The following is an 11,722-nucleotide window of genomic DNA, read 5'->3' as shown; positions in this document are numbered from 1 at the left end:
GGGGAGGAGAGAGTTTGAAGATATATTTAAAAAGAGCTCCCTATTTATTATTTTTACTGATTCTTCCGGTGCTTGGAGGAATTTATAAGCTGCTAAATGACCGTTCTCATAAAGCAGTAGATTTCATTACGCCGTTAGACCAGGCGATTCCGTTTGTAGCGATTTTTATTATTCCTTACATTCTTTGGTACGCCTATATTTTTTGTTATTTGATTTACTTTTGTTTTAAGGACCCCAAGGTCTATCTCAAAACATTGTCGCTAATTGTCATTGGAGAGCTTATCTGCTTTGGGATATATTTCTTTTTTCAAACAACGGTACCAAGGCCGTTAGTTGTGGGAGATGATTTTCTGACGATGCTTGTTCAGTGGATCTACATCAAGGACCAGCCGTATAATTGTTTCCCAAGTATTCATGTATTAACAACGTTTGCGGTGATGCTGGCGTCACTTCATATTCGGAATAAACATATCGTAAATACCTTGTTAATTCATATCGGCGGAAGTCTTATCATCATTTCAACCCTATTCGTTAAACAGCACGTCATTTTTGACATGATTGGCTCGATGTTTCTCGTTGCGTTTCTTTACGGATTCACCTTTGAATTATTATCGTTTCGTGTTCCCAATAAATCCGAAACAGTATATGTGAAAAATAAATAATTACAGTGGTAAACTGAGCCCAGCTTAGGCACAAACTAAAAAAGTTTGTGTCTTTTTGATGTCTGAAAAAATAAATTAATTTCTCTGAGGATGTCTAACATTTAGAAAGATTCGAATAAAATGCAAATCCTTATAATACGATTTACTAAAGCAGCGGATAGAGCGTTATGCGTAGGAAGGCCGGAGAGTCGAGAAAAAAACAAGGAGGGCTGCCATGATTACGATTTCAAATCTTGTTAAATCGTTTGGGCCACAAACGGTTTTACAGGGAATTGATTTAACTGTTACGGAAAAGGAAGTTGTTGTGATCATTGGAGCAAGCGGGTCGGGAAAAAGTACATTGCTTCGCTGTATTAATTTTCTTGAGGTATTTGATAAAGGTGAGATCTCCATTCAGAACAAGAAGATCGTTCCCGAGGAAACGAATTTGAACAAAGTCCGGGAAGAAGTAGGTATGGTGTTTCAGCATTTCAATCTTTTTCCGCACAAGAATGTGTTAGAAAACATTATCGAGGCGCCGGTTCATGTCAAGAAGATGGACAAGGCCATGGCAGCAGAGAAAGCTCTTCAGTTACTTGAAAAAGTGGGGCTGCGTGACAAAGCATACGCCTATCCGTCAAACCTTTCCGGGGGGCAAAAGCAAAGGGTTGCCATTGCCAGAGCCCTGGCGATGGAACCGCGGATTATGCTATTTGATGAGCCCACCTCTGCTCTCGATCCAGAACTTGTCGGAGAGGTGCTTCAGGTTATGAAGCAGCTGGCTAAAGAGGGGATGACAATGGTTGTCGTTACACATGAAATGGGGTTTGCGCGTGAGGTAGCCGACCGGATTGTCTTTATGGGTGATGGAAAAATTTTAGAAGAAGGACCGCCGGAACAATTTTTCACGAATCCACAGCATGCAAAGGCAAGGCAATTTCTAAACAGGGTTTTATAAAAAATGGACAGGGGATGATAGAACTTGAAGCGATGGGGCAATTCTTGGCTATTGGCTGCACTTTTGATTGTTTCTTTGGTGCTGAGTGCCTGCGGACAGGATGAGGAAAAAGATTCAGGTAACGGAACGGATCAAGAGGAATTTCATTATGCCATGAGCGGGCTGTACAAACCATTTAATTTTAAAGAAGGTGGGAAGTTAAAGGGATTTGATGTCGAAATTGGCGAGGCGCTGGCGGAGAAAATGGGGATGAAGCCGGTAGCGGTTACCAATCCATGGGAAACGTTAATCCAAGGTTTGCAGGCGCAAAAATTTGATGCCATTATTGGCAGTATGACCATAACCGAAGAACGCCTTAAATCGGTTAATTTCACTGAACCATATTACCGTTCCGGAGCGCAAATTTTTGTAGCCGAAAACAATCAAGACATTTCTGGACAAGCAGATTTAAAAGGAAAGAAAATAGGGGTTGTCAAAGCCAGTACCTATAAGGAATTGGCACTGCAAAATACGAAAAAGACCAATATTGTTGAATATGACAGCGACATTACGGCCCTTATGGACCTGCCAACTGGAAGATTAGATGCCGTAATCACCGATCAAATGGTTGGACTGCCGATTATAAAAGAGGGAGCAATTAAAATTAAAGATGTTGGTGAGCCAATGACCCATGATGACCAGGGCATTGCAGTCCGTAAAGATGACCACGAATTGTTGAAAAAATTAAATAAAGCACTGGATGAAATTATCAAAGACGGCACATACGAAGAAATCAGCAAAAAATGGTTTGGACGTAATATTTTAGGAGAGTAATAGTTTTATAAGGGTGTCGCTTTCATGCAAGGCACCCTTATTTAATTTACAAAAGGGAAGGTGATTATTATCCTTGATATTTTTCTTAATACATTAGATGTTTTCCCTCGTGCCGCCTTGCTAACTTTAAGATTAACGGTTACGTCGTTATTGCTTGGCTGTTTCATTGGACTCATTATTGCCTTTTTCCGAATATCCTCGAACAAATTGTTAAACTATGTTGCAACCGTCTATATCGGCTTAATTCGTGGCACACCATTGATTGTACAAATTGCCATTCTGTATTTTGGAATTGCTTCAATCGTTACATTTTCACAATTTTGGGCAGGAGCACTAGCACTTGCCATTCATAATGGTGCTTATATTGCAGAAATATTCCGCGGGGCGATCCAAGCCGTAGACCGTGGGCAAATGGAGGCAGCCCGCTCACTTGGGATGAGTTACCCGCTTGCAATGCGAAGAATTGTTCTTCCGCAGGCGTTTAAGTTTTCAATTCCGCCTCTTGGCAATCAATTTATCATAGGACTGAAGGATTCCTCGTTAGTAGCGTATGTAGGGATGGCGGAGCTTTGGGGCTCTGGATTAAGTGAGGCAGCCTCGAATTACCGCCAGCTAGAATCCTACATCGTAGTTGGGTTCTATTATTTAGCGCTTGTCATGCTGTTTTCTTTCCTGTTGAAAAAATTGGAAAAACGAATGAGTTTGGATACAAAGCTACTTGATTAAAAAGGTCAGACCCTGAAGAGGAGATCTGCCCTTTTTATTTAACCTTTTCGATAATAGTTGTCCATTTCTTCTTTCGGGACCATGCTCCCGCCCGTCGCCCAAACAATATGGGTTCCTTGAGAAACTTTGTTCGTAAGCTGGTGCTGTTGTAAATAATCGCTGCCTTGCTTACATAATTTTACCAGCCCAATCATTCCTGCAAGGGCAGATGGTTCTAAATAAATGTTCTCAGTGTCCGCCAAATTCTTTAGCAGCTTAAACATTTGCTCATCGCTGACGGTATAGTTGCCGCCTAAGAACGGTTCAATCAACATTCCGACAAATCCAGATGGCCTGCCGACAGCAAGCCCGTCCGCTGCGGTTTTATTGTCGATTCCAATATCTTGGACGGCAATTTTGTCATGCAAACCGGTCATCAGTCCAAGAAGCATACACGGAGAGTGGGTGGGTTCTGCAAAGAAACAATGAACATGTTCCTGGAAAATAAGCTTAAGCCCAAATGCGACCCCGCCTGGTCCTCCGCCTACACCGCAAGGGAGGTATACAAATAACGGATGATTCTCATCGACGGTGATTCCAGATTGATCAAGCTGGTTTTTTAGTCGAATCGCTGCTACAGCATATCCTAAAAATAGGTCGCGGGAGTTTTCATCGTCGATAAAATGGCAGTCAGGGTCAGCCTCAGCCTGTTGTCTTCCTTCCTCCACGGCTTTGCTGTAGTCTGATGCATATTCAATCACAGTGACGTTCTTGCTGCGAAGAAGGTCTTTTTTCCACTGTTTAGCATCTGCAGACATATGTACAGTGACGTTAAATCCTAATTTTGCACTCATTATCCCAATGCTGAGCCCTAAATTTCCAGTTGAGCCCACGGCAATTGAATATTGAGAGAAGAAAGAACGGAACTGATCACTGTCTAAGATTGAATAATCATCCTCGGTCGTCAGCAGCTGCCGTTTAATGGCCAAGTCTTCTGCAGTTTTTAAGACTTCATAAATCCCGCCTCTTGCTTTTATCGACCCCGAAATTGGCAGGTGGCTGTCACATTTTAACCAAAGTTCACCGAAAATTTCGTGCTCATATTCATGTTCTAGAAGTTCCTGCATGTTTGAAATTTTGAGCAAGGGGGATTCAATAATCCCATTTGTTCCTTGTGTTTCCGGAAAAACCTTGGCGATGTATGGAGCAAATCTTTGTAATCTAGCTTCAGCCTCTAAGACGTCATTTAATGCCAGCGGGCAGTTTTCGAGCGCAGTGTGAAAGGATTGTAATTTAGGATTAACCCAAAAAACTTCTTCTAATAATACGATTTGATTTATTAGCGGGTGTGGGTGGTTTTCCAGCCATGCTTTTATTTTGATGTTATTCATTTTGACCCCTCCAACATAAGATAAAAACAGTGTACCATACGTTTTTATCTCGTAGTTATTCAAATCTTTCGAATAAAAAAACAGCCATGTTGGGTTCATGACTGTTTCCTAAATAATCACGGCTTTATCCTAATAGTAGAAACCTCCGTAGCCGCCCATGTAGCCTGCGCCCACGATGATAAGCAGAATAAATAGAACAACAATAAGAGCAAACCCTGCTCCGCCTGAAAATCCTCCGCTCATGTTCTTCACCTCCACCGCTTTTACTTACAGCGTATGTTGGAAGAATCAATGGGTATAGACAAACATGTAATTTTTAGCTATTTTTTTAACAGATTTTAAATGCTTTCGTGCCTTCCATGACTTTCGTGCCTTCCATGACTTTCATGCCTTCCATGACTTTCGTGTCTTCCATGACTTTCATGCCTCTCGCTTGATTCCTCAAACTCTTCGCCCATTGGCATAAATCCAAATGGTCCTACATGTCTCCGCTCAGCACGGCGGATCACTACTACTTCTTCTATACGAATAAATAGTTTAAATGGGCGTCCCCCTAAGCGATGTTCTTCAAGTACTAGCACGTCTGTTCCAACGCTAATAAGTTTTCCTTCAAAGTTGCCTTGTCTAGTAATAACAATTACTTCGCGATGTAAAAGTTCAACAGCAACTTGATGGAACGATTTTTCGTTCTGCATTTACCATCCCCTCCTCTCAGAAATAGTAAATGCAGAACTTAGGAAAATGGGATTGTTTTTCCCATTAATTTTTAAAAATTGGCTTGTTTTAAAAAATATGACAGAGCAAACTTTTCTGTGCTCTTGTTTTATAAACTAGGAGCTAAGCAGTCCCGTCATAGAATTCATAATTCGTTCAACTGTTTCTTTACCGGCTTGTTCCCACCTGCTTTTATCATAAATATAGCCATCTTGGTCTAATGGTTTTTGAAATTGATCAAGTCCGGTTGTCCCGGTCACAAAAGAGTTTTCATCGTGATCTAGTCCAACATTTACGACGTGTTTAATGACAAAAGGTGCGCCAAATTCAATTTGGGCACTGGAATGATCCAACTCCCCGTCTACAACATAAATCGGCACCCGCAAATAGATGGATTCTCCGCCATCCCGCCATAACAGAGCATCAAATTTCCCTTGATGGTAGTCAAAATTACTGCAGAAACTGCAGCCGAAGGAGTCAAAAACATTTCGGGCTGCCCCAAAATTAGCTTGTTTTCCTTCAATAGGCGTTTGTAATAAAATCATTGATATTCACTCCTGTTAGTAGTTTTGTACTATTATTTACCAAAAATGAATTAACATACAGGGCTATTAAATCTTCTTAAACAATTCGAATAACTTTGCCACTATTACAAACCCTAATATAAAGAGGAGGTGATTAACATTGGTTCAGATTAATCGTGAAAACATAAAAAGTAAGACTGCAGAGCAAACAGGTTCAGGGACCAAATACCATGAAGAACACGCTTCGAAAGTAACTGGGTATGGAGAAATAGACCCCAATGCAGAGAGATTAACAAATAGAACGGACAAAAATTCTTCAACCTCTTAAATTCACGCCCTTTTGCGGCGTTTTTTCTTTGAGGCCATGATAGGTTTTTTAAAAATTTCGAGGAAGGTGAAGAAAATGGATGTAAATATTAACGGCACTCCCTATAATCCGGGAGATATCGTCTATGTATTTTATCGAAATCCTCATACACAGGATGTGGCTAATGTGCAGGCAGCTGCTGTTGTTAATCATCCCGATCATCCCAATGAATTGGCATTATTTCTGTATGAGAACTATTATCCATTAACAAATGAAACAGCCGTTTATTCAAGTGAAACAGAAGCAATTCAAGCTTATGAGCAATATTTCGGAGGGTATTAAAATGGAGGTTTACCTTTTATGAAACCATTTACACCTCAGCTTGTATACTTTGAACCGAAAGCCTTGGAATATCCACTTGGAGTGGAACTTAAAGAAAAATTCGAAAAAATGGATGTAGAAATTCGCTACACAACCTCTCATAACCAAGTTAGAAACCTACCTGGGGAAAACGATTTTCAAAGGTATCGTATAGCTAAATCAACATTGGTCGTTGGTATTCGAAAAACACTGAAGTTTGATACATCCAAGCCTTCAGCTGAATATGCTATACCGTTTGCCACGGGATGCATGGGGCATTGCCACTATTGTTATTTACAAACGACGATGGGAACAAAGCCTTACATACGTACTTATGTAAATGTGGATGAAATTTTGGAAGCTGCTGATCAATACATGGAAGAGCGGGCTCCTGAAATTACCAGATTTGAAGCCTCCTGTACTTCAGATATTGTTGGGATTGATCATTTGACACATACGTTGAAGCGGGCAATTGAACATTTTGGGAAAACAGATATGGGCAGACTTCGGTTTGTTACTAAATTTCACCATGTAGATCATTTATTAGATGCCAAGCATAACGGAAAAACAAGGTTCCGCTTCAGTGTAAATGCAGATTATGTGATAAAAAATTTTGAGCCTGGGACCTCGCCATTGGCTAAACGGATTGAAGCCGCCGGAAAAGTGGCGAGAGCAGGATATCCGTTAGGGTTTATTGTGGCCCCGATTTATTTGCATGAGGGATGGGAAGAAGGCTATTATCATCTATTTGAAAGACTAAATGAGGAGCTTCCAAAAGAGGCAAGGGAGGATATTACATTTGAGTTTATCCAGCACAGGTTTACTAAACCAGCTAAGAAAATTATCGAAAAGAACTATCCCATGACCAAATTAGAGTTGGATGAAACAGCTCGCCGATATAAATGGGGCAAATATGGCATCGGCAAGTACATTTATCAAAAAGAAGAAGAAGAAGATATTAAACAACACCTTCATTCTTATATGGAAAAATTTTTCCCTAAAGCAAAATTGGAATATTTTACCTGAAGTATACTGGTAAATAGGAAGCACTTTGCCGATTATGAAGAAAATGTGAAAGTCTTCGAAAAGGACTTTACACATTTTTTTATTGCATTCATAATACCCTTATAGGTATGAGGTCTAATATGGTATCTCCTAACGTACATAACATCTCGAGAGGTATCCGATTAAAAGAGCATCTTAAGAATCAGACAATCTATGTCTGCTGTAAAACATTCCTCTGCATACGGAAGCAGTGGTAAAAAAGAAGGTTAGAATAGGAGAGGGAGAAGTACTAATGAAAAAGTTTGCGTTCACTTTAGTTTTCGTTCTAATGATTTTTCTTACAGCCTGTGGAAACAAAGGATATAAAAATGTAACTGCTGAAGATGCAAAACAGCTCATCGGAAATAATAAGCTAATTGTGCTTGATGTAAGAACTCAAGAAGAATATCAACAAGGTCATATACCAAACGCAACATTGATCCCATTGCAGGAATTAGAAGGAAGGTTAAATGAATTAAAAACAGATGCAGCTTATTTAGTTGTTTGCCGAAGCGGGAAGCGGTCGGCTCAAGCCAGTGAAATTTTAACTGATAATGGTTTTATAAAAGTTTATAATATGACTGGCGGTATGAATAACTGGAGATATGAAATTGAGAAATAATTAATTATGGACTGAGGTCTCTTTAAAAACGAGGCCTTCTTTTATTTTTGTTGACTTTATACCCATAAGGGTATACAATGAAAATTGTTCAGGGGTTATTCTTTAACACCAAGAAAAGATAATTTTTTTAACATAAAAAATACCCTTATAGGTATAGGAGGAAAAGGATGAATAACATGGAAGCAAATGTAGTAGTAGATGCAAAAGGCTTGTCCTGTCCAATGCCAATCGTAAAAACAAAAAGAGCAATGGACAGCTTGGAGGCTGGGCAGGTATTAGAAGTTCTAGCTACGGATAAAGGCTCTAAGGCTGACATAAAAGCATGGGCTGACAGCACCGGGCATCAATATTTAGGAATCATTGAGGAAGGTGAAATTTTGAAACATTATCTTCGTAAATCCTCAAACGAAGAAACAAATGACAAGAAACATCCAAATATTATCGATAATGAAGAGTTAGAAAATAAGCTTGAGGCTAATGAAGAGATCATCATTCTTGATGTAAGAGAAGCGGCGGAATATGCTTTTAACCATATCCCAGGTGCTCTATCCATTCCTATAGGTAAACTGGTAGAACATTTGAGTGAATTAAAAAAAGAAGCTGCAATCTGTGTTGTTTGTCGTACAGGAAACCGTAGTGATTTAGCGGCACAAAAATTAGCAGAAAATGGATTTAAAAATGTAATTAATGTGGTGCCTGGTATGAGCCAATGGACTGGGAAAACAACAGGAATTAATCAATAAACAAATTTTTTTGACAAAAATAATACCACAGGGGGTAAATAAGAAAATGACTGTAACTGTCATGACGGCAAGAGAAGTAACCAAAAAGATTTTTAATAAGGAAGAATTGTTTATTCTTGATGTAAGGAATGAAAGTGATTTTCAAGATTGGAAAATAGAAGGGGAGAACTTTGACTATTTAAATGTTCCTTATTTTGAATTATTAGATGGAGTGGAAGGGATCCTCGATAAAATTCCGGCAGACAAAAAAATATTAGTCGTATGTGCCAAGGAAGGTTCTTCGATTATGGTGGCAGAAATGCTGTCTGAAGCAGGATTAACTATTTCTTACTTGGAAGGCGGCATGAAGACTTGGAGTGAGTATTTAGAGCCCGTTAAGGTCGGCGATTTAAACGATGGGGGAGAGATCTATCAGTTTGTTCGAATCGGAAAAGGATGCTTATCCTACATGGTTGTTTCTAATGGAGAAGCTGCCCTAATTGATGCTACACGAATGACCAAAACCTATATTCATTTTGCAGAAAGCATCGGGGTGAAAATCAAACATGTATTCGACACACATCTTCACGCCGACCATATTTCAGGTGGACGTATCATTGCAGAAAAAACTGGTGCACAATATTGGCTGCCGCCAAAGGACGCAGCAGAAGTAACCTTTGAGTATCAGCCATTACAAGATGGCAATGACGTAACAATTGGAAAGACAAAAATTAATATTCATGCACTATATTCTCCAGGGCATACAATTGGATCCACTTCTTTTGTAGTGGATAAAAAATATTTGCTCTCAGGTGATATTTTATTCATTGATTCTATTGGAAGACCTGATCTGGCTGGAAAAGCAGAAGATTGGGTGGGAGATTTGCGGGAAACTCTTTATAAACGTTATAGAGAATTATCAGAAGAGCTTCTTGTTCTTCCTGCACATTTTATGATTATTGATGAGCTTAACAAGGATGGTACTGTGGCAGAAAAATTAGGTACATTGTTTACGAAGAACCATGGTCTAAATATCGATGATGAAGTTGAATTTAGAAAATTAGTAACCGAAAACTTACCACCGCAGCCAAATGCTTATCAAGAAATTCGTGAAACAAATATGGGTAAAATAAATCCAGACCTAGATCAGCAGCGGGAAATGGAAATTGGTCCAAACCGTTGTGCTGTTCGATAAAGCTAGATATATTAAAAGTAGTACCGGGACTAGAATGCGCGTACCTTAAATTTAGATAAGTGGAGGATTGTTATGCTTAAAATTACACCAGCCGCTATATCGGCGATTACAAATGAGGTTCAGGATCTTATTGATGGAGGTAAAAAGCCGCTTATCCGTTTATCTATGGGGATTGGCTGAGGGGGGCCACAGCTTCGTCTGGCTCTGGAAGAGTCAGCTTTAGAAAGTGATGAATTCACTGAACAGGATGGAATTCAATTTTTAGTTAACGAAAGAGACAAAGTTTATTTTGACCATACCAAACTTGATTATGTTAAAACCTTATTTGGGGGCGGTCAATTTAAATTGCTCAGAGTGTAGGGGGTTTTTACAACCATTTGTAAAAGAGGCAGACGAACATCTGCCTTCTTTTATGGAAGTTTTTAAGAAACCTTATAGGTTTCAATATATGTTTCTAAAGCTGGGTGAAATTCTTTTTGGTAATGGTTTTCTGGGCATAATTTAATAACAATTGATTTAAAAGGTTTTGAATGTTTTGTTTCCAATACTTTTTTACATTTAGGGCAATGTTCCATAAAGAGGTTTTTAAAAATCACATTTTATCCTCCTATTCCTTTAAATCCTATGTTTATACTATGAATTATAATGTATATACGTAAATTTACAATAGTTTATTGACTTATTTTTATAGTATAGAGTGTAAAAGCGAATGGTGAAAAAATTTAGTATTTATGGAAGTATCAGAGGCAGCATGAGTGCCTGCATTCAATTATAATGAATGGGTATCTCAATTTTTAAATACAGTTTATAATAGGTTTATAAAATCTTTAGATGAGGGAATTAGATAAAAGACCCTTTCTACAGAAAGAAGGTAAAACAACATGGATATCAACCTTATCATAACGCTCTTCCTGCTCGGTTTTATAGGTTCCTTCATTTCAGGGATGTTAGGCATTGGCGGCGCGATAATCAACTTTCCTATGTTGTTATATATTCCTGCAATGCTTGGAGTTGGACATTTTACAGCGCATGAAGTTTCCGGAATTACCGCTATTCAAGTTTTCTTTTCGACGATCGGCGGGGTTTTGGTCTATCGTAAGGGCGGGTTTTTAAATAAAACCCTTATCACTTACATGGGAGTCAGCATCTTACTTGGTAGTTTCATAGGTGGATTCGGTTCAACTCATATGCCGGAAAGCGGGATTAATATCGTCTATGGCATTTTAGCGCTGATTGCTGTCGTTATGATGTTTGTTCCTAAAAAAGGAATTGATGACATTCCGCTGGATCAGGTAAAATTTAACAAATGGCTTGCGGCACTTTTGGCCTTCGTTGTCGGAATTGGTGCAGGAATTGTCGGTGCAGGCGGCGCATTCTTGTTAGTACCAATCATGCTTACAGTGTTAAAAATCCCTACTAGAATGACAATTGCCTCCTCTTTAGCGATTACCTTAATTTCATCCATTGGTTCGGTTACCGGAAAAGTTTCTACAGGGCACGTTGAGATTCTTCCATCGCTAATTATCGTCATTGCCAGCTTGTTAGCTTCACCAATTGGAGCAAATACGGGGAAAAGGGTTAATACAAAGGTATTGCAAATGGTAATGGGAGTATTAATTTTCGCTGTCGCAGTGAAGGTTTGGATGGAAATTTTATAAGTGAGGCAGGTACTCTTGGTTTTACCTAAATCAACTGTAAGTAATGATCTTTTTAAAGGAGGTGTTAC

General features: G+C 39.1%; 16 protein-coding genes. 11 read left to right on the top strand and 5 right to left on the bottom strand.

From position 1 onward, the window contains the following. Nucleotides 1-14: 14 nt before the first annotated feature. The 4 genes from IE222_RS13460 (at nucleotide 15) to IE222_RS13445 (ending at nucleotide 3,138) form a co-directional block, all read left to right on the top strand. Nucleotides 15-662, top strand: a complete 648-nt coding sequence (locus IE222_RS13460) for a phosphatase PAP2 family protein (RefSeq protein ID WP_191273622.1) — start codon at nucleotides 15-17, stop codon at nucleotides 660-662. A 214-nt stretch (nucleotides 663-876) separates the two neighbouring features. Next, the gene (locus tag IE222_RS13455) at nucleotides 877-1,599 is read left to right on the top strand and encodes an amino acid ABC transporter ATP-binding protein (RefSeq protein WP_191273620.1); all 723 of its coding nucleotides are present in this window, start codon (nucleotides 877-879) and stop codon (nucleotides 1,597-1,599) included. A gap of 24 nt (nucleotides 1,600-1,623) precedes the next feature. After that, on the top strand, nucleotides 1,624-2,412 hold the full coding sequence (locus tag IE222_RS13450; RefSeq protein WP_223282695.1) for an ABC transporter substrate-binding protein: 789 nt from the start codon (nucleotides 1,624-1,626) through the stop codon (nucleotides 2,410-2,412). Nucleotides 2,413-2,481: 69 nt separating this feature from the next. Further along, nucleotides 2,482-3,138, top strand: coding sequence for an amino acid ABC transporter permease (locus tag IE222_RS13445; RefSeq protein ID WP_191273697.1), 657 nt, complete (start codon nucleotides 2,482-2,484; stop codon nucleotides 3,136-3,138). 38 nt (nucleotides 3,139-3,176) lie between these two features. Here the strand turns inward: IE222_RS13445 and dsdA are convergent, their stop codons facing one another. The 4 genes from dsdA to IE222_RS13425 all read right to left on the bottom strand — a co-directional run bounded on the left by dsdA (nucleotide 3,177) and on the right by IE222_RS13425 (nucleotide 5,767). Next, nucleotides 3,177-4,508 (bottom strand): D-serine ammonia-lyase, encoded by a 1,332-nt coding sequence (gene dsdA, locus IE222_RS13440; RefSeq protein WP_191273618.1) that lies wholly within the window; start codon nucleotides 4,506-4,508, stop codon nucleotides 3,177-3,179. Nucleotides 4,509-4,637: 129 nt separating this feature from the next. Then, nucleotides 4,638-4,751 carry a YjcZ family sporulation protein gene (locus tag IE222_RS13435; protein ID WP_191273616.1) on the bottom strand — a complete coding sequence of 38 codons (114 nt, stop codon included), beginning with the start codon at nucleotides 4,749-4,751 and terminating at the stop codon, nucleotides 4,638-4,640. A gap of 95 nt (nucleotides 4,752-4,846) precedes the next feature. Further along, nucleotides 4,847-5,203: a DUF2642 domain-containing protein gene (locus tag IE222_RS13430; RefSeq protein ID WP_191273613.1), complete on the bottom strand. Its 357-nt coding sequence runs from the start codon at nucleotides 5,201-5,203 to the stop codon at nucleotides 4,847-4,849. A gap of 135 nt (nucleotides 5,204-5,338) precedes the next feature. Further along, a complete protein-coding gene (locus IE222_RS13425; RefSeq protein WP_191273611.1) occupies nucleotides 5,339-5,767 on the bottom strand; it encodes a YugN family protein in 429 nt (142 codons plus the stop codon). A gap of 139 nt (nucleotides 5,768-5,906) precedes the next feature. On the opposite strand from IE222_RS13425, the gene IE222_RS13420 reads away from it, so the two are divergent. From IE222_RS13420 to IE222_RS13395, 6 genes are all read left to right on the top strand, one after another. Further along, entirely contained in the window at nucleotides 5,907-6,074 is a 168-nt protein-coding gene (locus IE222_RS13420; RefSeq protein WP_191273609.1) for a hypothetical protein, read from the top strand. A 75-nt stretch (nucleotides 6,075-6,149) separates the two neighbouring features. Continuing rightward, entirely contained in the window at nucleotides 6,150-6,395 is a 246-nt protein-coding gene (locus tag IE222_RS13415) for a transcriptional regulator SplA domain-containing protein (protein WP_191273607.1), read from the top strand. Nucleotides 6,396-6,413: 18 nt separating this feature from the next. Beyond that, on the top strand, nucleotides 6,414-7,439 hold the full coding sequence (splB, locus tag IE222_RS13410; RefSeq protein WP_191273605.1) for a spore photoproduct lyase: 1,026 nt from the start codon (nucleotides 6,414-6,416) through the stop codon (nucleotides 7,437-7,439). A gap of 271 nt (nucleotides 7,440-7,710) precedes the next feature. Beyond that, complete coding sequence (locus IE222_RS13405; protein ID WP_191273604.1) at nucleotides 7,711-8,079, top strand: rhodanese-like domain-containing protein; 369 nt, start codon at nucleotides 7,711-7,713, stop codon at nucleotides 8,077-8,079. A 167-nt stretch (nucleotides 8,080-8,246) separates the two neighbouring features. Next, nucleotides 8,247-8,822, top strand: a complete 576-nt coding sequence (locus IE222_RS13400) for a sulfurtransferase TusA family protein (protein WP_191273602.1) — start codon at nucleotides 8,247-8,249, stop codon at nucleotides 8,820-8,822. Nucleotides 8,823-8,868: 46 nt separating this feature from the next. Next, the gene (locus tag IE222_RS13395) at nucleotides 8,869-9,996 is read left to right on the top strand and encodes an MBL fold metallo-hydrolase (protein WP_191273600.1); all 1,128 of its coding nucleotides are present in this window, start codon (nucleotides 8,869-8,871) and stop codon (nucleotides 9,994-9,996) included. Between the two features lie 422 nt (nucleotides 9,997-10,418). Here IE222_RS13395 and IE222_RS13390 read toward each other — a convergent pair whose 3' ends face one another. Next, nucleotides 10,419-10,592 carry a hypothetical protein gene (locus IE222_RS13390; protein WP_191273711.1) on the bottom strand — a complete coding sequence of 58 codons (174 nt, stop codon included), beginning with the start codon at nucleotides 10,590-10,592 and terminating at the stop codon, nucleotides 10,419-10,421. A 285-nt stretch (nucleotides 10,593-10,877) separates the two neighbouring features. On the opposite strand from IE222_RS13390, the gene IE222_RS13385 reads away from it, so the two are divergent. After that, nucleotides 10,878-11,654 (top strand): sulfite exporter TauE/SafE family protein, encoded by a 777-nt coding sequence (locus IE222_RS13385; protein WP_191273598.1) that lies wholly within the window; start codon nucleotides 10,878-10,880, stop codon nucleotides 11,652-11,654. The last annotated feature ends 68 nt before the right edge of the window (nucleotides 11,655-11,722 follow it).

The organism is Neobacillus kokaensis, from assembly GCF_014656545.1.
Taxonomy (GTDB): domain Bacteria; phylum Bacillota; class Bacilli; order Bacillales; family Cytobacillaceae; genus Neobacillus; species Neobacillus kokaensis.
This window is presented reverse-complemented; position numbering and strand designations above follow the sequence as displayed.